The sequence below is a fragment of the Sporosarcina sp. GTC18466 genome (genome assembly GCF_055389225.1).
This window is the reverse complement of sequence record NZ_AP044037.1, coordinates 3,001,408-3,022,452: the sequence shown is the minus strand read 5'-3', so window position 1 is coordinate 3,022,452 and position 21,045 is coordinate 3,001,408. Positions and strand designations below refer to the sequence as shown.

Sequence of the window (21,045 nt, the reverse complement as noted above, 5' to 3'; positions counted from 1 at the left end):
CCGCCTGCAGCGAATGCCGTCCGTTCCTTTATTTTCTCTTTCGAGGCGCCTGTTTCTTTTTCTTCTTCTTGGCGACGTCCTCGTAGAATTTCTTCTTCTGGCTCGGACCGCCTTTTTTCTTGCCTGGTGATGACTTATCACTGCGTTTTCCCCCGCCTCGTTTATCGCCATCACCCTTGCCTTCGCCCCGCTTGCCGCCTTCCGAACCCCCGCGCTTCTTCGCGTGGATGACTTTCGGCGTTTCTTTGCGCGTGCGATGGAACGATTGCTTCATGCCTGCGATCTCGAAGTCGATCGTCGACTCTTCCGGCTTCACGGCGACGACGCGGATCGTCACTTCATCCCCGATTCTGAACTGCTTGCCGGTATGGGAGCCGATCATCATCATCTGGCGGTCGTCGAAGTGGTAGTAGTCATCCGTCAGATAGCTGACATGGACAAGCCCTTCCACGGTGTTTTCCAGTTCGACGAACATGCCGAAGTTCGTGATGGACGAAATGACCCCTTCGAACTCCTCGCCGATCTTATCAAGCATATACTGCGCCTTCTTGAGTGCATCCGTATCACGTTCTGCGTCGACTGCGCGGCGTTCCCGCTCGGACGTGTGCTGTGCGATCTCCGGCAGCACTGCATTCCAGTGCTCGACCGTCTGCGCGGACACATCATTCTCCAGCAAATATGTCCGGATGAGCCGGTGGACGATCAAGTCCGGATAGCGTCGGATCGGCGACGTGAAGTGCGTATAGAAGTCAGCCGACAATCCGAAGTGGCCTAAGCTCTCCTCAAAGTATTTCGCCTGCTGCATCGAGCGCAACAGCATTGTCGAGATGACCGTCTCCTCCGGCAGTCCCTCGATCGATTCCACGATCTCCTGGAGTGCGCGCGGATGGATTTCATTCCCCGTCCCCTTCACGACGATGCCGAAATTCGTCAGGAACTCGAAGAACCGCTGCAACTTTTCGACTTTCGGGTTTTCGTGGATCCGGTACAGGAACGGCACTTGCAGCCAGTGGAAGTGCTCAGCGACCGTCTCGTTCGCCGCGAGCATGAATTCCTCGATCAGCTGCTCGGACGACCGGCGCGGGCGGATGACGATGTCTGTCGGCCAGCCGTTCTCGTCCACAATGACTTTCGATTCCTTGAAATCAAAATCGATCGCCCCGCGGTCCATCCGTTTCTTGCGGAGAATCAACGCGAGTTCTGCCGCATCATCCAGCATCGGAACGATATGCTCGTATTTTGAACGAAGTTCCTCGTCCTTCTCCTCGATGATCCCGTAGACATCCGAGTACGTCATCCGCTCCTTCGAATGGATGACACTTTCGAAGATCTCATGGTCAATCACTTTTCCGCTGCCGTCGATCGTCATACGGCACGAAAGCGTTAGACGGTCGACGCCCGGGTTGAGCGAGCAGATGCCGTTCGACAGCTTATGCGGCAGCATCGGGATGACCCGGTCCGTCAAGTAGACGCTCGTGCCCCGGTCATACGCTTCGTCGTCGAGCGGCGTGTTCTCCTGCACATAATAACTGACGTCCGCAATATGGACGCTGAGCACATACGTGCCGTCCGGATTCTTCGTGACGGATACTGCGTCATCGAGATCCTTCGCATCCGCGCCGTCAATCGTGATGATCGTCTCATCGCGCAAGTCGCGGCGCTTGAACAGATCCTTCTCCTGCACCGTGTCCGGGATCTTCTTGATCTGCTCCATCACGTCATCCGGGAATTCGATTTCAATTCCGTGCTTATAGATGATCGACAAAATGTCGACGCCCGGGTCGTTCTTATGCCCGAGGATCTGGACGACCATGCCTGTCGCCGATTTCAGCTCGCTCGGCCACTCCGTGATCTCGACGACGACTTTATGGCCGTCGACCGCGTTCAGCGAGTTGCCTTTCCCGATAAAGATATCCATCGGCAGCTTCTTATCATCTGGAATGACGAATCCGAAGCCTTTATTGTCCTGATACGTCCCGACGACCTTCGACGTCTTGCGCTCCGCAATGCGGATGATCGCACCTTCCCGGCGGTCGCCCTGCGAATTCGCGGAAATGCGGACGAGGACGATATCGCCGTTCATCGCACCGTTCACATCGGACGGCGGGATGAAGACGTCATCCATCCCTTCCGTCTCCGGCGTCACAAAACCGAACCCTTTCGCGTGCCCGATGAATTTCCCGCGCACGAGGTTCATGCGCTCCGGCACGCCGTAGCGATTGGTCCGCGAGCGGACGATCGCACCTTTCTGCTCCAGATGCACCAGCATCTTCACGAGCTCCTTGAATTCTGCAGCCCCTTCGATGCCGAGCGATTCCTGAATTTCCTGCACCGTAAGCGGCTTATATGACTCTTCCCTCATGAATGACAGAAGCCGTTCTTCTAATTGTTCATCAAACCATTCCACTGACATCCCTCCTTCTTTCAATCTGTTCATTTACCTTCATTTTCACACGTTCCAGTCCAGAGATTCAAGAAATTCAAACAGATCCTCATGAAGCTCCTCTTTTTCAGGTCCGAGCGTGATCACATGGCCCGAATTCTTGAACCATTTGAGCTGCTTCCTTTGTGATGAAACCTGGTCATAGATCACGTTCGCCGAGTCCGGATCGATCACTTCATCATTCTCCGACTGGACGACATATAGCGGCGCCTCGACCTCTTTCAGGCGGTCGCGGACGATATACACCAACTCGCGCAGCTCCCCGAGGCTCGGCATCGTACCGTCTTCCAGCGGCTGCATCTCCCGCTTAATCGTCCCCTCGTCTTTCCCTTCGAACTTCTTATACTCCCGGGCATACTTGAGGACGCCCTCATACATCAGATCCGTCGTCTTCATCGACATCGGCGCGCACATCGTAAAGATGCCCTTCACCGGAAACTCCATGCCGACCTTCAAAGAGAACACACCGCCAAGCGACAAGCCGCCGACCGCGATCTCCTCATACCCGGCCTCCTGCAGCTGGCGGTAGCCGCGCACGACATCCTCCCACCACTCATCCGGACCGGATTTCACCAGCTCCTCCGGCGGCACGCCATGGCCCCTATAATGCGGCGCCAGCGACGTATACCCTTTCTTCTCCAAAAAACGGCCGATCATCCGCACATCCGCAGACGTCCCCGTAAAGCCATGCAGCAACAAAACAGCCCGTTTCCCGGCCTCAAAGAAAAACGGCTTCGGCTGAGCAATCCTCACAACAATCATCCTTCCACGACAAGTTAACCTGTAACTCATTTGCTGATTTAGTAATTAAGCGATATTTAGGCTGGAGTGCAGGCGCCGACTCCTGGGGGATCAGCGGGACAGGTGAGACCCCGCAGAGAGCGAAGCGAACGAGGAGGCTCACCGCCCGCCCCCCGGAAAGCGCGCGCCGGAACGGAAGCCGGCGTTTGACGCCATCAGCCAATTATGTACAAAGTCCATCCTATTATAGCATTCCCATCACAGGAAAAAAGAAAACGCTCTGCCTACTGAAAGGCAGAGCGTGAGACATCCATTCGCAAATATACTCAGATCTTGACGATCGCAATCGCCAAAACAAAGAATAGAACGGAAAGCACGATGGTAACCCGCTGCAACACGAGATCCAATCCGCGGGCTTTCTGTTTCCCAAAAAGTTGTTCAGCACCACCGGAGATGGCTCCTGACAGGCCGGCACTCTTCCCGGATTGCAATAAGACGACAACGATCAACGCGATCGATACGATCAATAACAATGTCATAAACAAAGCATGCACGCTATATTCCACCTCCTGCAAAAGTCCGATAGACATTCCTATTCTATCAAACATCCCGCCCTTGTACAATATCATTCGGCGTTTTTCGTCTGATTTTGCAGAATTTAGGACAGGAAGTCAGAAAAAGACAGCCGCTTCACGCGGCTGCCTCACCTTCACTTCTTCAAATTATAGAACGTGTCTTTGCCGAGATACTGCGCCGTATCGTCCAGCTGGTCCTCGATACGCAATAGCTGGTTGTACTTCGCCACGCGGTCCGTGCGGGACGGAGCGCCCGTCTTGATCTGCCCTGCGTTCGTCGCGACTGCGATATCCGCAATCGTCGTATCTTCCGACTCCCCGCTGCGGTGCGAGATGACCGCCGTGTACCCTGCGCGCTTCGCCATTTCGATGGCGTCGAATGTCTCCGTCAATGTGCCGATCTGGTTCACTTTGATCAAGATCGAGTTGCCGACGCCTTCCTCGATGCCGCGTGCAAGCTTCTCGGTATTCGTCACGAACAGGTCGTCACCGACAAGCTGAACTTTCTTGCCCAGCTTTTCAGTGAGCAGCTTATGGCCTGCCCAGTCGTTTTCGTCCAGGCCGTCTTCAATCGAGACGATCGGATACTTGCTGCACAGCTCTTCATACCAGGCGACCATCTCTTCAGATGTGCGCTTGATCCCTTCGCCTGAAAGGTTGTAGACGCCCGCTTCCTTGTCGTAGAACTCGGAAGATGCGACGTCCATCGCAAGAAGGACTTCTTCGCCCGCCTTGTAGCCGGCCTTCTCGATCGCTTCGAGGATGGTAGTGAGCGCTTCTTCGTTCGACGACAGGTTCGGCGCAAAACCGCCTTCGTCGCCCACGCCTGTGTTCAGTCCTTTTTCTTTCAGAACCGTTTTCAGGCTATGGAAGATTTCAGCACCCATGCGCAGGCCGTGGCGGAATGATTCCGCGCCGACCGGCATAACCATGAATTCCTGGATGTCGACGTTGTTGTCCGCATGCTCGCCGCCGTTCAGGATGTTCATCATCGGCACCGGCAATTGCTTCGAGTTGAAGCCGCCAAGGTACTGATAGAGCGGGATATCAAGATAATCCGCTGCCGCGTGCGCCACTGCCATCGAGACGCCAAGGATCGCGTTCGCGCCAAGCTTGCCTTTATTGCTTGTGCCGTCAAGCTCGATCAGCGCCTTGTCGACGAGTACTTGATCGAGGACAGAGTACTGATCGACCAGCTCTTCAGCAATCACTTCTTCCACGTGGGAGACGGCTTTCAGTACGCCTTTGCCGCCGTACCGGTCTTTGTCGCCGTCGCGGAGCTCTACTGCTTCATATTCGCCTGTAGATGCGCCGGAAGGCACAATCGCGCGTCCAAAGGCGCCGCTTTCCGTGAACACTTCCACTTCCACTGTCGGGTTGCCGCGTGAATCGAGTACTTCTCTTGCTTGGATATGTGTAATGATAGGCATGATTGATATCCCCTTTATATTAGAATAATGAAGTTCCTGTCATTTCTTCCGGCTGCTCAATATCAAGCAATTTCAGCATGGTCGGCGCAAGATCCGCCAAAATGCCGCCTTCTCTCAGCGTGATGTCATGCTTCGTGACGATGACCGGCACCGGGTTCGTCGTGTGGGCCGTCATCGGCTTCCCTTCAAGCGTCACGACTTCGTCGGAGTTGCCGTGGTCCGCCGTCACGATCGCCGCCCCGCCTTTTGCGTGGATGGCGTCGATCAGCTGCCCGAGGCATGCATCGACGGTCTCGATCGCTTTCACGGTCGGTTCGAGCTTTCCGCTATGGCCCACCATATCGGGGTTCGCGAAGTTGAGGATGATGGCATCGACCTGATCGCCATTGATCTGCTCAAGAAGCGCTTCCGTCACTTCCACGGCGCTCATCTCGGGTTTCAAGTCGTACGTCGCGACTTTCGGCGACGCAATGAGGATCCGCTTCTCCCCTTCGAATTCCTCTTCCCTGCCGCCGCTCATGAAGAACGTGACATGCGGGTATTTCTCGGTTTCCGCAATCCGGAGCTGGCGGAGGCCGTTCGCTGCCAGCACTTCGCCGATCGTATTGACGAGATTGTCAGCATGGAAGACGATCTCCGCATGTACTTCCTCGCTGTACTCCGTGAACGTGACGAATTTCAGATTCGTATAGGCATTGACCGGGAAGCCGTCAAAGGCAGGGTCCGTGAATGCCCTCGACAGCTGGATCGCGCGGTCCGGCCTGAAATTGAAGAAGATGACCGCATCGCCGTCATTGACGGTGCGCGCCGGCTCCCCTTCCGTTTCAACGACAAACGGAACGACGAACTCGTCCGTGATCCCTTCTGCATACGATGCTTCGATTCCTGCTTTCGCGCTCTCAAAGACAGGCCCTTCTCCGTCCGCAATTGCGCGATACGCCTTTTCCACGCGGTCCCAGCGCTTATCCCGGTCCATCGAATAATAGCGGCCCGAAACGCTTGCGATTTCCCCGACTTCGAGGTTCTTCATGACTTCTTCGGTCTTCTCCACATAGCCGAGCGCCGTTTTCGGGCCGACATCCCGGCCGTCGAGGAATGCATGGACATATACTTTATCCAGGTCATGCATCTTCGCCAGGCGCAACAGCGCGAAAAGATGATCGTAATGGCTATGTACGCCGCCATCCGACAATAAGCCGAAAAGATGCAGCGCCGATCCGTTCGCCTTGGCATGGTGGATTGCGTCCATCAAGGCCGGCTTTTCGAAGAAATCGCCTTCCCGGATCGATTTGTTGATGCGCGTGAGGCTCTGGTAGACGATGCGGCCTGCGCCGATGTTCAGATGCCCGACTTCGGAATTCCCCATCTGGCCGTCCGGCAGGCCGACCGCCTCCCCGCTCGCAACAAGCGTCGAGTGCGGGAAGTTCTCCCACAGCAGGTCGTAATTCGGCTTATGGGCCTGGGCGACGGCGTTTCCGAACTTCTCATCCCGCAGCCCGAAGCCGTCCAGGATGATGAGTGCGACAGGTCCCTTAGTCATTTCCTGCAGCCCCCAGAAGTTCGAGGAATGAAGCAGCATCAAGGCTAGCGCCTCCGACAAGCGCACCGTCGATATCTTCCATCGACAGGAGTTCCTTGATGTTCGCCGGTTTCACGCTGCCGCCGTACTGGATGCGGATCGCTTCCGCCGCCGCCTCCCCGTACAGCTTGCGGATGACGCCGCGGATTTCCCGGCAGACTTCATTCGCATCCTCGCTCGTCGCGGTCTTCCCTGTGCCGATCGCCCAAATCGGCTCGTACGCGATGACCGCTTGTGCAGCCTGCTCCGCATCGATTCCGGCAAACGCTTTCTCCACTTGGCTTGATACGCGTTCGACCGTCTTTTCCGCTTCACGCTCCTCGAGTGATTCGCCGACGCAGACGATCGGCGTCAAGTCATGGCTGAACGCGGCTTTCACTTTCCGGTTCACCGCTTCATCCGACTCGTTGAAATATTGCCGGCGCTCCGAGTGGCCGAGGATGACGTAGCGGACGCCGAGATCCTCCAGCATGACAGGGCTCACTTCCCCTGTGAATGCGCCTTCCGCCTCGTCGTGCATCGTCTGTGCGCCAATTGCGAGACTTGTGCCTTTCGCATGCTTTACGAGTTCATTCAGGAAAAGAGCAGGGGGACAGATGACCGCGTCGCAAGCCGCCGATTCCGGCAGACGCCCCTTCACCTGTTCCACAAATCCCAGCGCTTCTCCAAGCGTCTTATACATTTTCCAGTTGCCTGCGATGATCGGTTTACGCAAAACCCATCTCTCCCTTCACTTATCGTTTAACGCTGTGACGCCCGGCAAGTCCTTGCCTTCCATGAATTCAAGGGACGCGCCGCCGCCAGTCGAAATATGGTCCATCTTCTCTGCCACGCCGAATTTCTCGACAGCCGCTGCCGAATCGCCGCCTCCGATGACCGTATAGGCAGGTGTTTCCGCCATGGCGTCCGCTACCGCTTTCGTCCCGCCTGCAAACGGCTCCATTTCAAAGACGCCCATCGGCCCGTTCCAGATGACGAGTTTCGATCCCTTGATGACATCCGCATATTGCTGCGCAGTCTTCGGCCCGATATCAAGCCCCATCCAGCCGTCCGGAATCGAATCGATCTCGACCGTCTGCACGTTCGCGGACGCTGAGAACTCATCCGCGACAACTGCGTCGACCGGCACGAGCAGATTCACGCCCTTTTCCTTCGCTTTTGCCAGGAATGAAGCGGCAAGCTCGATTTTGTCCTCTTCGACAAGTGAATTCCCGGTGCTGTATCCTTGCGCGCGTGAGAACGTATAGGACAATCCGCCGCCGAGCAGAAGATTGTCGACTTTATCCAGCAAATGGTCGATGACGCCGATCTTGTCTTTCACTTTTGCGCCGCCGATGATTGCCGTGAACGGGCGCTGCGGATCGGAAAGCGCCTTGCCCAGGACATCCAGTTCCTTTTCCAGCAATAAACCGGATACCGCCGGCAGATGTTCCGCAATGCCAGCTGTGGAAGCATGGGCGCGGTGTGCGGCTCCGAACGCGTCATTTACGAAGACATCCGCGAGTCCCGCGAATTCCTTCGCAAGCGCCGGATCGTTCTTCTCCTCGCCCGCATGGAAGCGGACGTTCTCAAGGAGGATCACATCGCCGTCCTGCATCCCGGAAATCGCCTCTTGCACTGTTGCACCCGCCGACTCATCGAGCTTCGTGACATTCTTGCCGAGGAGCTCGGACAGGCGCTCGCCCGCCGCCGTCAAACGGAATTCCTCTTTCACTTCACCTTTCGGCCGGCCGAGATGGCTTGCGAGAATGACTTTCGCCCCTTCGCCGATCAAATGCTCGATCGTCGGAACAGCGGCCCGGATGCGTGTATCATCGGTGATCCGTCCGTCCTCCATCGGCACGTTGAAATCAACGCGGCAGAAGACACGCTTGCCTCTAAGTTCAATATCCTTCATCGTCTGTTTTGGCATCATGGAAAACAGCGCACCTCCATATGTAATATGTAAATCCGGCGCCTTCCGGAAGCATTTTCCGGAATACCGCCTGTCCGCCCTATCATACCATATTGTGTTTATCCGTTCCCCAGAAAACGTCGGGGAAAATTCATGCAATATGAAAACAAGCAGGCGCCATCGATGCGGCGCCTGCTTTCATTGATTACAAACCTTGTTCTTGCATATAGAGCGCGAGGTCGATGCAGCGTGCAGAATAGCCCGATTCGTTGTCATACCAGGAAACGACTTTGACCATATTGTTGTCAAGGACCATCGTCGAAAGGCCGTCCACCGTGGATGACGCCGTGTTGCCGTTATAGTCGCGGGAGACGAGGGGGATTTCATTGTAGAACAAGAATCCTTTGAGTTCCCCTTCCGAAGCCTCTTTAAGCGCTGCATTCACGTCGTCGACCGTAACGTCTTTGCCGAGGTCAGCAACAAAATCGACGAGGGATACGTTCGGCGTCGGCACGCGGACCGCCATGCCGTCGAGCTTCCCTTTAAGCTGCGGAATGACCTTTGTCACCGCAGAAGCCGCGCCAGTTGTTGTCGGAATCATCGACTCGGCAGCAGCACGCGCACGGCGGTAATCCGAATGCGGCAAGTCGAGGATGCGCTGGTCATTCGTATACGAGTGGATCGTTGTCATGAGACCGCGCTTGATGCCGAATGTGTCGTTCAGCACTTTCACGACAGGCGCAAGGCAGTTTGTCGTACAGGATGCGTTGGAAACGACATTATCTTCTTTCGGATTGTAATCCGTATGGTTGACGCCCATGACGAGCGTTTTCACGTCGCCTTTCGCAGGGGACGACAGGATGACTTTCTTCGCGCCCGCCTCGATGTGCTTCTGAAGGCCTGCCGCATCGCGGAACACGCCTGTCGACTCGATGACGACGTCGATACCGAGATCTTTCCACGGAAGGTTCGACGGATCTTTCTCAGCGAAGACGCGGATCTTCTCCCCGTCCACGATCAGATGGTTCTCATCCGAGCCCACTTCCGCATCGAAGATTCCGTGAACCGAGTCATACTTCAGCAAGTGGGCCAGCATTGCGCTGTCTGTCAAATCGTTGACCGCAACGACCTCGATACCATGCTTCTTCGCCTCGCGGAACACAAGTCTGCCAATACGTCCAAATCCGTTAATCGCCATTTTCAATGCCATGTTAATGACCTCCACATAATTTATTTTAGTAACAGCCGCTTCATTTCTTCCGCAGCTCCTTCATCTGTAATCAAAATCGTCTGCTTCGGCGCACTCGCAAGATAGGAAAGGATCGCTGCCGCTTTATCCGATCCGCCCGCCACCGCCATGATGAGAGGCACATCCTCAAGCTGTTCCAGCTGGATTCCTACTGTCCGCAGTCGATGGACAACTTCTCCGTGCCGGTTGAAATAATAGCCGAACGCCTCGCCCTCCGCACAGCGATCACGCAGAAGCGCAAGCTCCGCATCGGCGGAATCCCGGACCGCCGCCATTTTCAGCGCGTCCCCGATCCCGTGGATGACACAATCGGTCTTTTCATACAATGCCAGCATCTGTTGCGCCTCCGGTTCTCTCTGGACCACTTCATGCGCCTCCGCACTGAGCGTCTCAGGATAGTAGAACGTCTTATACGACGCGCCCGTGCGCTCCGCGAACTGCGCCGCCAGGATATTCGCCTGCAGGCCGATATCATCGCCGACGCCGCCCCTAGCTGCGATGAAACGCAGATGCTCGCTGCCTGGAAGCTTCCCCATATACGGCGGAATGGAAGCGACCGTGCTGCCGCCGGTGACTGCGACGATCCGGCCATCCGCAATCCCTTTTTTGAATACGGCCGCCGCCTCCTGGCCAATCGCGCTGCGCACCGTCTTGTTGCTCCGGCAATCACCAGGCACGATCCGGACATCCCGGATGCCGAGCGTCTCCCGTAAGGAGCGGGCGGCTGAATGGCGGAGCGACCAATTGTCCATACTGGAACGGAGCTCAGTGAGCACCGCGGCGCCTTCCTCCGTGATCCATGCGCCTTCCTTGTCGATCCGGATGAGAAGACTGTTTCGGAGCGTATCAAGCGCACTTCTCGCTTCCCTCTCCGACAGCCCCGCCAGCTGGCCGACCTGCCGCCTCCCAATCGGCCCGTTCCGCTCGATCAGTTTCAACACATCGTAACGCTGCTGCATCACTTCCATCAGTTCCGGAACGAGTTTCCGTTCTGCTTCAAACAAGTTGGAATCCAATGAAAGCACCTCTTCCTCGCTTGCTGGGTAAATATCGTCCCGCCTACTAAATTTATGTCCCACCTAAACCAAAAAAATATACTATGCGTTTAGTATATACCCAATCCGTTTATTATTCAAACAGATTGAGTATATCCACATAGCCGATCGATCCGTACAGCACCGGATCCCCATTAATCTCGATGACAGGAATCATCAGCATATACTTTTCATGGCTCACGTCGTCGTCGAGAATATTGACCGCCGTCCACGATAGCGGCACATCTTCCGCGGCCAGCTTCATCATCGACTCCGCCTCGTCACAGAGCGGACAGCCAGGCTTCGTATAGAATGTCACATGCATCGGTTTTCACCTCTTCAGTTGGATTATATGCCGGCTTGCGGGCGTTCGCAAGGCGTAGAGGCAAATGAAAAGCGGACATCCGGGGAATCCAGGATGTCCGCTTTCTATTCACCAGCTTCTGCCGGCGCCGCCTCCTCCTCCGGAACCGCCGCCTCCGCTGAAGCCTCCGCCGCCGCCAAAGCCGCCTCCGCCTCCGGAACCACCGCCGAAGGAGCCTGGGAAGAAGATCGGGCCGCCGCGTCCGCGTCTCGTGCCGTTTCCGCCGCCTCCGCCGCCTCCGCGGCCGCTGAAGAACATGCGGTAGAGGACATAGATGATGATGAAGACGATAATCGGATTAAAGCCGATGCCTGTGTCATTTTCAATTTCCCGCACTGGCGCAACATCTCCGTCAAAACCGTATTCTGCCGCAATCTCGTTATAGAACATTTTATAGGCTTCTGTAATCGCTACATTCGGCTGCGGGTTGCCGCCGTCCAGATAAGCTTCTTTCACGGTATCAATGATCCGACCGACTTTGCCGTCAGGCAAGGCGCCCTCGAGGCCGTAGCCGACCGACAGATAGAAGTAACGCTTGTCGGTGTTATCCCTTTTTTCTGTCGTGACGACAAGCAAAGCCCCATTGTCTTCGCCTGCTTTTCCAAGTTTGTATTTCCGCAGCGCTTCCACTGCATACTCCTCGACGGCTTCATCCCCGATATTCGGGATCGTCAGCACGGCGAGCTCAGCGCCAGTCGCATTATCCAACGATTGGCCATACCGGTTCAATTCCGCTTTCTCCTGCGCCGTTAAAACGCCTGAATGATCCTGCACATACAAATCACTACTGTTCCACGGAGGGATATCCGCTGCCGATGCCGCTCCGGGTAAGATGGCCGTCAGCAAAACGGCCAGCAGTGCGATGAAGCCGAAAGCCCGCCGTCTCACTTATCGCCGTCTCCGAAGTCCACTTTTGGCGCTTCGGATGCAGCAGGATCCGCTCTGAAATATTCCTTCTTGTCGAAGCCGAAGACGGAAGCGACGAGACGCCCCGGGAACCGCTTCGTCTGGCGATTGTAATCCGCCACGACATCGTTATAGTCTTTTCTGGCGACAGTGAGCCTGTTTTCCGTTCCCGCCAGTTCATCCATCAGCTGAGTGAACTGCTTATCTGCCTTAAGATCCGGATATTTCTCCTGGATGACGAGCAAGCGGCCAAGCGCCGTGCCTAAATTGTCATTTGCTGCAGCCTGCTCTTCGGGTCCGCGTGCGCCCGCAAGCCGGGAGCGTGCATCAGCAATATCTTTGAATACCTTCTCTTCGTGCGAAGCATACCCTTTTGCTGTACTCACGAGGTTAGGGATCAGATCCATCCTCCGCTGCAACTGGTTATCGACCTGGGCATACGCCTGATCGACGTTCTCCTCAAGGTTCACGAACTTGTTGTAGCTTGGCACCAGTATGATGGCCAGCACCACAATGATTCCGATAATGATTGCTAAAGGTCCAAGCATCTTTTTCATTCATACCCACTCCTTCTCCGTCTCTATAAATTCAATGTACCCGCCCGTGTGCTCACGCGAAACGTTCTTACTAGTGTATACCGTTTAGCGGGCGAAAAAGTTTCATGGAATTTTCACGGCGCGGAAAGACGAAGGGACCCCCCTGCCGTTTTCCGCCGCGATTCATGCACTTTGCAAATTAAAAGCAGTTCATCAAAAATAGCCGCCGCCCGGTAGAGTGGCATTGCTTCGTTCGGCAAGGCGATTGCTTCGTTTCCAGCATCGATTGCTTCGTTCGCCGAGGAGATTGCTTCATTCCAGGCACCGATTGCTTCGTTCTAGAGCCTGATTGCTTCTTTCCGGCCCCTTATTGCGCAAAATCGCATCAAAACGGCTTCCAGCACACCGTTATATGGCGTTGCTTCGTTCGGCAAGGCGATTGCTTCGTTTCCAGCATCGATTGCTCCGTTCGCCGGGAAGATTGCTTCATTCCAGGCCTCGGTTGCTTCGTTCCTGGGCCTGATTGCTTCTTTCCGGCCCCTTGTTGCGCAAAACCCCGCCGTTTCAGCTTCCAGCACCCCGTTACACGCCGTTGCTTCGTTCGGCAAGGCTATTGCTTCATTTCCAGCACTGATTGCTTCGTTCGCCGGGGAGATTGCTTTATTCCAGACCTCGATTGCTTCGTTCCAGAGCCTGATTGCTGCATTCCGGCCACTTATTGCTTCGTTCGCGGCCACCATCACACACGTCCTCTTAACCTGCGGCCCCAAACAAAAAAGCATCCCCTAGTAAGAGGATGCCCGAAAATCTTATTTCATGTCTTTCATGTCGCTGCGCGTGATGATATGGTCGATGAGACCGTATTCTTTTGCGCGTTCCGCTGTCATGAAGTTGTCACGGTCTGTATCTTTCGCAATGACATCGATCGGCTGGCCTGTGCGTTCTGCGAGGATGCCGTTCAATTTCTCGCGCAAGAACAAGATGCGTTTTGCCGCGATTTCAATTTCTGTCGCCTGTCCTTGTGCTCCGCCAAGCGGCTGGTGGATCATGACTTCCGCGTTCGGAAGCGCATAGCGTTTTCCTTCTGTTCCTGCGGTGAGGAGGAACGCACCCATCGATGCCGCCATGCCGATACAGATTGTCTGGATGTCCGGCTTGATGAACTGCATGGTGTCATAGATCGCCATACCCGCAGTGATGCTGCCGCCCGGGCTGTTGATGTAGATGGATACGTCTTTCTCCGGATCTTCCGCTTCCAGGAAAAGAAGCTGCGCGACGATCGAGTTCGCAACGTTGTCGTCAATCGCACTGCCGAGCATGATAATCCGGTCTTTCAGCAAACGGGAATAAATGTCATACGCGCGTTCTCCGCGATTCGTCTGTTCAATGACTGTAGGAATTAGGTTCATTTCATTTCCTCCTTCAGGGTGTATACTAATCGGTCTGTTGAAATTGTATTTCAACCGTGTTCTAATCATACCTATTATAGTCAACAATGGTCAAATATAATGCTTTTAAATTCCCTATTGCATTCTTTCCACATTGGCGCTATAATAAAACTTGTCCGCTAGAGAAGCAGACAGCAACTATTGATTTGCCCTCGTGGTGCAATGGATAGCACGCAAGATTCCGGTTCTTGAAATGTGGGTTCGACTCCTGCCGAGGGCGTCCTAAGACATCTTGTCCTGATTCAATCAGGGCGGGATGTTTTTTTATTCCCTGATTCATATGAAATAAAAGGCTGCAGTCGACAAAACCCCACAGCCTCTCCTCTGATCAAATTTCCTTTTCCACCATCGCGGCGAGCATCTCGACCGCTTTTTCCTCGTCCGAGCCGTCTGCGATCAATGTGATCGTCGTCCCTCTTGCGATTGCGAGGCTCATGATGCCCATGATGCTTTTCGCATTCACCTGGCGCTCGTCCTTCTTCAAGAATACATCCGCCATGAAGCGGTTCGCTTCCTGGACGAATAGGGCGGCTTGGCGTGCCTGCAAGCCTGTCTTCAATTTCACTTCTACTGTTTTTTCCTCCATGCCTACGTCTCCTCTCATTTCCTTCTGGCTCTCAAATGCCTCCGCCGCGCAGTTTATCCGCGATTTCCTCAATCTTGCGGAGCCGGTGGTTGACGCCCGATTTACTGACAGGCCCTCCTGAAACCATTTCCCCGAGTTCCTTCAGCGTGACATCCTGGTTCTCGACGCGCAGCCGCGCGATTTCCTGCAGGCGGTCAGGCAGCTGGCCGATGCCGATCGTTCTTTCAATATATTTGATGTTCTCGACTTGGCGCTGCGCCGCGCCGATCGTCTTGTTCAAGTTGGCCGTTTCGCAATTGACGAGGCGGTTGACGCTGTTCCGCATATCCCGCAAGATGCGGACATCCTCGAACTTCATCAGCGAGACGTGCGCGCCGATCAGTCCGAGAAAATCGGAAATCTTCTCCGCTTCCTTCAAGTAGGCGATAAACCCTTTCTTCCGTTCAATCGATTTCGCATTCAAATAGTAATTGTTCATCAAATCGACAAGCGCTTCACTATGCTCTTTGTAGAAAGAGAACACTTCCAGATGATAGGAGGACGTCTCCGGATTATTCACGGAACCTCCCGCCAGGAACGCGCCGCGCAAATACGCGCGTTTGCAGCAATCCTCCCGTACGACCTCTTCCGCGATATCGTGGTTCACCTGAAACGCGCCCATCATAATATGCAAGTCCTCCAGCAGGGGTTTCGCCCCCTCCCGTATCCGGCATATGTATACATTATTCTTCTTCAGCCGCATCTTCTTCCGCACGAGCAGCTCGACCTTATAAGGATACAACCTTTTCAAATTGGAATACAGCCGCCTCGCGATCGCCGCGTTTTCCGTCTGGACGTCCAGGCTCAGCTGCCTGTTCGAGAAAGACAGCGCTCCATTCATCCGGATGAATGCTGATATCTCAGCTTTCACGCAGCAGTCATCCGACTCGATCTGCGTCAATTCCTTCTTCACTTCTGCCGCAAAAGACATATTGTTCCCCTTTCCCGGCACTAAGTCGCTCTACTTGAACGCCGTTACATTCTTTATCGCACTCTTCACCATCTCATTCCGAAATACGATCCATGACCCAGGCGGCCACCCGGTCCGCGTCATGCATCACCCTGTCCTCTTCCACGATGGAAATGGGTTGTACGCAAATCTCCGGAACCAGTTGGCCAAGCTTGTCAATATCATTCTCCACTTGCCATACTTGCTTCGCCAGCCCGGCTGCAGCCAGTTCATCGGTCAGATCGGTCCCGTTCAGCAGGACAATATCAATGAACGGCTGTCCGGCATGCGCATGCAAAGCTGCCACATGCTCGGATGCAGTATACCGGTATGTCTCCCCCGCTTGCGTTGTCAGATTGGAAATATAGATCTTCTTCGCCCGCGCTTCAAGGACCGCTTTCCGTATATTCGGGACAAGGATCGTCGGGATGATGCTCGTGTACAGACTGCCCGGTCCAAGCAGGATCAGATCGGCGTCCAGGATGGTCTTGACAGTCTCAGGAAGCGGTTCCACTTCTTGAGGCGACAGGTAGACACGCCTGATTTTGCTTCCATAGACAGGTATTTTCGATTCGCCTGTCACAATCGTCCCGTCATCGAGCTCGGCATGCAGCGTCGTCCGCTGATTCGCCGCCGGCAGCACTTTCCCTTTAATGTTCAGGACGCGGCCCATCTTCTCGATTGCCCGGGCGAAATCCCCCGTGATATCGGTGAGCGCGGCCAGCATCAGATTTCCGAGTGAATGGCCTTTCAGGTCGTCCGAAGTCGAGAAGCGGTACTGGAACATCTTCTCGATCAATGGCTCAACATCTGAAAGCGCTGCCATAACTTGGCGGATATCACCAGGTGGTGGAATATCGTACAGATCCAACAATCGGCCCGAGCTGCCCCCGTCGTCCGCCACCGTCACGACGGCTGTCAGATCGACGGGATACTTCTTCAATCCCCGGAGCAAAGTGGACAATCCGGTTCCGCCACCGAAGACGACAATTTTTTTCATTTTACCGGATTGCTTCATGTTGTCAACCCTTTCTTTTCTCAACATCCCGGTGCGTGATGAGCGTGCGATACTCCTCTTGGAACCGTTTCCCGAAATACTCGGCGAGTGTCACGGACCGGTGCTGGCCGCCTGTGCAGCCGAACGCGATGACCACCTGTGATTTCCCTTCGTTCTTATATTGCGGGATGAGGAACTTGAACAGATCGTACAATTTGTCGATCAGCAGTTTTGTATCGTTCCACTTCAGGACATACTCCGACACTTCGCTGTCAAGCCCGGTCAATGGTTTCAATTCCTGTATATAGTACGGGTTCGGCAGGAAACGCACATCGAACACGACATCCGCATCGATCGGCATCCCGTGCTTGAAGCCGAACGAGATGAAATTGACCGTGAACGCAGCGCCGCCCTTTGTGGAAAACTCCGCGATGATCTTCTCCCGCAATTCGCGCGGCTTCAGCAAGGATGTATTATAGATCGAACGGGCGCGCCCTTTCAGCTCCTGCAGCAGGCCCCGCTCCATCTGGATGCCGGACAGCGGCAAACCGCCTTCCGCAAGCGGATGCGAGCGCCGCGTCTCCTTATAGCGCCGGACGAGCGTCGCGTCCTCCGCATCGAGGAACAGCAGCTGCGCCGTAACCCCTTCCCGCTGATTCAAATCATCCAGCGCGCCGATGAGTGCTTCAAACAGGCTGCCGCCCCTCGTATCCATGACAGCCGCAATCCTGCGCATCTTCATATCCGATTTCATCATCAGATCGAGGAACGTCACCATCAGTTCGGGCGGGAGATTATCGATGCAATAAAATCCGAGGTCCTCAAAGCTTTGCATGGCGACGGTCTTCCCGGCACCCGACATCCCTGTGATGATGACGACTTCGACGTCGCTGTTCGGCATTTCATTTCCCATGTATCTCAATCACCCTCCGTTGAATTCTGCAATTCGGCCTTCAGCAGCCGGAATTCTTCTGTATAATAAAACGTCCCGTACTGGGTGCCTGCCTCCTGGACCGCAAACAGCAGATTCATGCGGTCGCCTTCCGCCATCGGAAGGGTGTGCAGCGCCTCCACCGGATGCCATTCGAGAATCCCCTCGCGGTTTGATTCATACGGCACGCCCGTGAGATCCTTTGCGAGGAATGTGAACAGCATCCACTCATCCTTCAGATCTGTCCCACTCTCGTCCATGATCATCATAGTGAAAACGCCCTTCAGATGCGGATCGGTCGGCACAGCGCCGGTCTCCTCCGTGAATTCACGGATTGCCGCACCTTGAACTGATTCACCCGGATCCATCTTGCCGCCCGGAGCGACATACCAGCCTCTGCGCGGTTTCTTCAGTAATAAAACTTGCCCGTCTTTCAGAACAAGCAGATTTGCGATTCTTTGCATAATAAATCCTCACTTTTCCCGCGATGCATAGTTCTAGTATACAACGTTTTCAATTGAAACGACAAAAAAAGAAGGCCATCCGCGGACAAGCCGCCGGATCGCCTTAAAGAATATAGTAAAAAGGGGGGTCAATTGAATACTATTATCATAGCCGATTCGTATGTCATTCCCATTACAAGCATATTAAGGTTTGATTAAGATGGGCCCCCCACCCGCCAGCAAAACAAAAAAAGCACAGGCAAAGCCAAAACGCCGCTCTGCCTGCACTGAGATGATTCATCTACTTATACTTGTGCACCGATTTCATCGGCCAGCTCTTCCACGTACTTCTGCACGTTCTGCGCGGCGATACTGCCGTCGCCTGTCGCTGTGACGACTTGGCGGAGCGTTTTCGCACGTACGTCGCCTGCCGCATAGATGCCAGGGACTTTCGTCTCCATCTCTTCATTCGTCACAACATAATTGTGTTCGTCCAGGATGCCGAGGTCTTTGAACGGCGCTGTGAGCGGGTCCATACCGATGTAGATGAACATCCCTTCCGTCTCGAATTCGCGTTCCGAACCGTCGACAGTCGAAAGAAGTGTGACCGAACCGATCTTGCCGTCCTTCTCGTTAACGGATTTCACGGTCGTGTTCCACATGAATTCGATCTTGTCGTTTGCGAAAGCACGGTCCTGCAAGATCTTCTGCGCGCGCAATTCATCGCGGCGGTGGATGATCGTCACTTTCTTCGCGAAGCGGGTCAAGTAGACGCCTTCCTCGACAGCGGAGTCTCCGCCGCCGACGACGATGATTTCCTTATCTTTGTAGAACGCCCCGTCACATACCGCACAGTAGCTGACGCCGCGGCCTTGGAGTTCCTTTTCGCCCGGAATGCCCATCTTGCGGTATTCAGCACCTGTTGTGATGATGATGGAACGTGTCTTATATTCTTTCTTTCCTGCTTTGATCGTCTTGTATTCTTTGCCGTCGATGATCTCTTGCACGTCGCCGTACGCGTATTCAGCGCCAAAACGCTTCGCGTGGTCGAACATCTTCTTCGACAGATCAGGTCCCAGGATCGATTCGAATCCAGGATAGTTCTCAATCTCTTCCGTATTCGCCATCTGGCCGCCCGGAATGCCGCGTTCCAGCATCAAAGTGGACAGATTTCCGCGCGATGTATAAACAGCAGCCGTCATGCCCGCAGGCCCGGCGCCAATAATGATGACGTCATAAATCTTCTCAGTTGTCATGTCGTATAATTCCTCCTCCGATACTAACATACCCTGCACAAATGATATAAGATTGTTCCGCTGCCTTCAAACTTTCTGCCTGATTCGACAATTTCTGCTCACGAATTGAAATGGGGCAGGAATTCAATTAGCTCCCCAACATATTTTGTGAGAGTCGAGACGGAAATACCATAGCGCTGGGCAACCGACGTCTTCGTCACACTTTCATGCCGGGACGACAGGAACATATAGTCAGCCGCCGCAGCAAGCGCCGCCGGGTTCTTGAACGGATATGCCTTGACGAGCGCCATCTCGCAGAGCGTGAACCACATCTGCAGCAGATGGGTCCCCTGCTTATCAAGCGGCATGTACTGCTCATACAGCAGATCAGTCGCCTCCAGCGCCCGCAGGAACGGTTTATCGAACCCGCTTTCATCCGTGAACTGGTATTGCAGGCTGTGCGCGAGGAAAAGCTGCTCATAGACACTCAGCTTCGCTACATCGATATAGCTTGGGTGGGAGATGATCTCCTGTTTATGCGCCGACTTGCCGAGCAAGTAAAACCCGAGCATCCGCTCGCTGCGGTATTTATTGCCGATTTTGCTTAGCAGGAATTCACGATCCTGCTCATACGAATCCGGACGCACGCCGGCCTCGACATCCTTCCACGGCTCAAATCCCGCCTTCGTCGGATCCAGTTCCACAAGCTTCGCATACGCCTGCTTCGCAACTTCTTCGTGACCTGAGAAATACGCGGAATGCGCCAGCCAGAAATAATAGCCCGCATCGCCCTCGAATCCCCGCTTCTGCAAGCTCCTGAGCCAGTTGTACGCCTCTTCATGCCTGCCGACAAGCGCGAATGTCGCTCCGAGCTTATACCGCTGCTCGAACTGGTACGGTTTGATCTTCAGCAGAAGGTTGAGCATCGAATCGAGCTTCTCCTTATCTTTTTCATAATAATAAAAGACAGCGAGATTGCACAGCGCATGCAAGTTCCCCTTGTTTTGCCTCAGCACTTCACCAAGCAGCTCCTTCGCAGGCTCGATCTTGCCGATATAGAAATACGCCAGCGCCAAGTTGTTGTAAGCGGCCCAAAACTCCGGATAGTCGGTGATGATCGCTTCCAGCATTTCGACCGCTTCCTCGAACTCGCCTTCTTCCATGAGGCGCCTTGCCTTCTCCTGCAGGAAATACACTTCGCCGTCCTGCATTTCTTCGTCGTGAAAGAACGCTTCCTCCTGCTCCGCAAAGTCGATGATCTCCATCGACTCATCCGCGAGCGGACCGTCGGGAGCGAGGGCGATATACTTCTCTGCATAGATCTTCGCGTCCCTTAGCAAGCCGAGATGCGCATGGACCTCCGCGAGATAGAAGACGATCTCCTCCTCGTCCGGGTCAAGCCCGTGCGCCGCCTGCAGCAGGTCGTACGCCTCCTCGAACTGCCCTTCTTCCATGACAAGCACGCCGTAATGCATGAGGATCGCCGGATCATTCGGATTCAGTTCCACCGCCCGCTTGAAATACTTATGGGCATCGGAGAACTTTTCACGATTCATCGCCTGCAATCCCTTTTTATAATAAAATTCACCATCCGGGATAAATGAAATGACTTTACGATTCATGTTGCCTCTTTTCTTTTCCAATCAGATTCCTCCGAAAAAAGCAG

Annotated in this window: 21 protein-coding genes and 1 tRNA gene; 1 reads left to right on the top strand and 21 read right to left on the bottom strand. The window is 54.5% G+C overall.

Annotation, left to right across the window (positions count from 1 at the left end; translation table 11 throughout):
• Positions 1-28 precede the first annotated feature (28 nt).
• The 14 genes from rnr to clpP form a co-directional block, all read right to left on the bottom strand.
• Positions 29-2,413: a ribonuclease R gene (rnr, locus tag ACZ5FK_RS15140; protein WP_464805689.1), complete on the bottom strand. Its 2,385-nt coding sequence runs from the start codon at positions 2,411-2,413 to the stop codon at positions 29-31.
• 36 nt (positions 2,414-2,449) lie between these two features.
• Positions 2,450-3,196 carry an alpha/beta hydrolase gene (locus tag ACZ5FK_RS15135; protein WP_464805688.1) on the bottom strand — a complete coding sequence of 249 codons (747 nt, stop codon included), beginning with the start codon at positions 3,194-3,196 and terminating at the stop codon, positions 2,450-2,452.
• A 314-nt stretch (positions 3,197-3,510) separates the two neighbouring features.
• Complete coding sequence (gene secG / locus ACZ5FK_RS15130) at positions 3,511-3,738, bottom strand: preprotein translocase subunit SecG (RefSeq protein WP_464805687.1); 228 nt, start codon at positions 3,736-3,738, stop codon at positions 3,511-3,513.
• 155 nt (positions 3,739-3,893) lie between these two features.
• Positions 3,894-5,189 (bottom strand): phosphopyruvate hydratase, encoded by a 1,296-nt coding sequence (gene eno / locus ACZ5FK_RS15125; protein ID WP_464805686.1) that lies wholly within the window; start codon positions 5,187-5,189, stop codon positions 3,894-3,896.
• A 19-nt stretch (positions 5,190-5,208) separates the two neighbouring features.
• On the bottom strand, positions 5,209-6,729 hold the full coding sequence (gene gpmI / locus ACZ5FK_RS15120; RefSeq protein ID WP_464805685.1) for a 2,3-bisphosphoglycerate-independent phosphoglycerate mutase: 1,521 nt from the start codon (positions 6,727-6,729) through the stop codon (positions 5,209-5,211).
• Positions 6,722-7,483 (bottom strand): triose-phosphate isomerase, encoded by a 762-nt coding sequence (tpiA, locus tag ACZ5FK_RS15115; RefSeq protein WP_464805684.1) that lies wholly within the window; start codon positions 7,481-7,483, stop codon positions 6,722-6,724. The genes gpmI and tpiA overlap by 8 nt, the downstream gene beginning before the upstream one ends.
• A gap of 15 nt (positions 7,484-7,498) precedes the next feature.
• Positions 7,499-8,680, bottom strand: coding sequence for a phosphoglycerate kinase (locus ACZ5FK_RS15110; protein ID WP_464807451.1), 1,182 nt, complete (start codon positions 8,678-8,680; stop codon positions 7,499-7,501).
• A gap of 187 nt (positions 8,681-8,867) precedes the next feature.
• Positions 8,868-9,872, bottom strand: a complete 1,005-nt coding sequence (gene gap, locus ACZ5FK_RS15105; protein ID WP_464805683.1) for a type I glyceraldehyde-3-phosphate dehydrogenase — start codon at positions 9,870-9,872, stop codon at positions 8,868-8,870.
• 20 nt (positions 9,873-9,892) lie between these two features.
• Positions 9,893-10,927, bottom strand: a complete 1,035-nt coding sequence (locus tag ACZ5FK_RS15100; protein ID WP_464805682.1) for a sugar-binding transcriptional regulator — start codon at positions 10,925-10,927, stop codon at positions 9,893-9,895.
• A gap of 112 nt (positions 10,928-11,039) precedes the next feature.
• On the bottom strand, positions 11,040-11,270 hold the full coding sequence (locus tag ACZ5FK_RS15095; RefSeq protein ID WP_464805681.1) for a glutaredoxin family protein: 231 nt from the start codon (positions 11,268-11,270) through the stop codon (positions 11,040-11,042).
• 108 nt (positions 11,271-11,378) lie between these two features.
• Positions 11,379-12,197 (bottom strand): TPM domain-containing protein, encoded by an 819-nt coding sequence (locus tag ACZ5FK_RS15090; protein WP_464805680.1) that lies wholly within the window; start codon positions 12,195-12,197, stop codon positions 11,379-11,381.
• The gene (locus ACZ5FK_RS15085; protein WP_464805679.1) at positions 12,194-12,772 is read right to left on the bottom strand and encodes a LemA family protein; all 579 of its coding nucleotides are present in this window, start codon (positions 12,770-12,772) and stop codon (positions 12,194-12,196) included. The genes ACZ5FK_RS15090 and ACZ5FK_RS15085 overlap by 4 nt, the downstream gene beginning before the upstream one ends.
• A gap of 317 nt (positions 12,773-13,089) precedes the next feature.
• Positions 13,090-13,491 carry a hypothetical protein gene (locus tag ACZ5FK_RS15080; RefSeq protein WP_464805678.1) on the bottom strand — a complete coding sequence of 134 codons (402 nt, stop codon included), beginning with the start codon at positions 13,489-13,491 and terminating at the stop codon, positions 13,090-13,092.
• 69 nt (positions 13,492-13,560) lie between these two features.
• Positions 13,561-14,160: an ATP-dependent Clp endopeptidase proteolytic subunit ClpP gene (gene clpP, locus ACZ5FK_RS15075; RefSeq protein WP_464805677.1), complete on the bottom strand. Its 600-nt coding sequence runs from the start codon at positions 14,158-14,160 to the stop codon at positions 13,561-13,563.
• Between the two features lie 187 nt (positions 14,161-14,347).
• Between clpP and ACZ5FK_RS15070 the strand changes: the two genes are divergently transcribed.
• Positions 14,348-14,419 (top strand) — tRNA-Arg (locus tag ACZ5FK_RS15070).
• A 108-nt stretch (positions 14,420-14,527) separates the two neighbouring features.
• On the opposite strand, the gene ACZ5FK_RS15065 is transcribed toward ACZ5FK_RS15070, so the two are convergent.
• From ACZ5FK_RS15065 to ACZ5FK_RS15035, 7 genes are all read right to left on the bottom strand, one after another.
• Entirely contained in the window at positions 14,528-14,785 is a 258-nt protein-coding gene (locus tag ACZ5FK_RS15065) for an HPr family phosphocarrier protein (protein WP_464805676.1), read from the bottom strand.
• Between the two features lie 31 nt (positions 14,786-14,816).
• A complete protein-coding gene (gene whiA / locus ACZ5FK_RS15060) occupies positions 14,817-15,755 on the bottom strand; it encodes a DNA-binding protein WhiA (protein ID WP_464805675.1) in 939 nt (312 codons plus the stop codon).
• Positions 15,756-15,828: 73 nt separating this feature from the next.
• Entirely contained in the window at positions 15,829-16,791 is a 963-nt protein-coding gene (locus ACZ5FK_RS15055; RefSeq protein ID WP_464805674.1) for a gluconeogenesis factor YvcK family protein, read from the bottom strand.
• A 4-nt stretch (positions 16,792-16,795) separates the two neighbouring features.
• Positions 16,796-17,683, bottom strand: coding sequence for an RNase adapter RapZ (rapZ, locus tag ACZ5FK_RS15050; RefSeq protein ID WP_464805673.1), 888 nt, complete (start codon positions 17,681-17,683; stop codon positions 16,796-16,798).
• A 5-nt stretch (positions 17,684-17,688) separates the two neighbouring features.
• Positions 17,689-18,165, bottom strand: coding sequence for an NUDIX hydrolase (locus ACZ5FK_RS15045; protein ID WP_464805672.1), 477 nt, complete (start codon positions 18,163-18,165; stop codon positions 17,689-17,691).
• A 284-nt stretch (positions 18,166-18,449) separates the two neighbouring features.
• On the bottom strand, positions 18,450-19,400 hold the full coding sequence (trxB, locus tag ACZ5FK_RS15040) for a thioredoxin-disulfide reductase (protein ID WP_464805671.1): 951 nt from the start codon (positions 19,398-19,400) through the stop codon (positions 18,450-18,452).
• Positions 19,401-19,498: 98 nt separating this feature from the next.
• Complete coding sequence (locus tag ACZ5FK_RS15035) at positions 19,499-21,022, bottom strand: tetratricopeptide repeat protein (RefSeq protein ID WP_464805670.1); 1,524 nt, start codon at positions 21,020-21,022, stop codon at positions 19,499-19,501.
• Between the last annotated feature and the right edge of the window lie 23 nt (positions 21,023-21,045).

Coding starts and splice junctions, on each gene's coding strand:
- rnr (WP_464805689.1), bottom strand. CDS start 2,413: ATGTCAGTGGAATGGTTTGATGAACAATTAGAAGAACGGCTTCTGTCA.
- eno (WP_464805686.1), bottom strand. CDS start 5,189: ATGCCTATCATTACACATATCCAAGCAAGAGAAGTACTCGATTCACGC.
- gpmI (WP_464805685.1), bottom strand. CDS start 6,729: ATGACTAAGGGACCTGTCGCACTCATCATCCTGGACGGCTTCGGGCTG.
- ACZ5FK_RS15110 (WP_464807451.1), bottom strand. CDS start 8,680: ATGCCAAAACAGACGATGAAGGATATTGAACTTAGAGGCAAGCGTGTC.
- gap (WP_464805683.1), bottom strand. CDS start 9,872: ATGGCATTGAAAATGGCGATTAACGGATTTGGACGTATTGGCAGACTT.
- ACZ5FK_RS15095 (WP_464805681.1), bottom strand. CDS start 11,270: ATGCATGTGACATTCTATACGAAGCCTGGCTGTCCGCTCTGTGACGAG.
- ACZ5FK_RS15085 (WP_464805679.1), bottom strand. CDS start 12,772: ATGAAAAAGATGCTTGGACCTTTAGCAATCATTATCGGAATCATTGTG.
- ACZ5FK_RS15080 (WP_464805678.1), bottom strand. CDS start 13,491: ATGGTGGCCGCGAACGAAGCAATAAGTGGCCGGAATGCAGCAATCAGG.
- clpP (WP_464805677.1), bottom strand. CDS start 14,160: ATGAACCTAATTCCTACAGTCATTGAACAGACGAATCGCGGAGAACGC.
- ACZ5FK_RS15065 (WP_464805676.1), bottom strand. CDS start 14,785: ATGGAGGAAAAAACAGTAGAAGTGAAATTGAAGACAGGCTTGCAGGCA.
- whiA (WP_464805675.1), bottom strand. CDS start 15,755: ATGTCTTTTGCGGCAGAAGTGAAGAAGGAATTGACGCAGATCGAGTCG.
- ACZ5FK_RS15055 (WP_464805674.1), bottom strand. CDS start 16,791: ATGAAGCAATCCGGTAAAATGAAAAAAATTGTCGTCTTCGGTGGCGGA.
- rapZ (WP_464805673.1), bottom strand. CDS start 17,683: ATGGGAAATGAAATGCCGAACAGCGACGTCGAAGTCGTCATCATCACA.
- ACZ5FK_RS15045 (WP_464805672.1), bottom strand. CDS start 18,165: ATGCAAAGAATCGCAAATCTGCTTGTTCTGAAAGACGGGCAAGTTTTA.
- trxB (WP_464805671.1), bottom strand. CDS start 19,400: ATGACAACTGAGAAGATTTATGACGTCATCATTATTGGCGCCGGGCCT.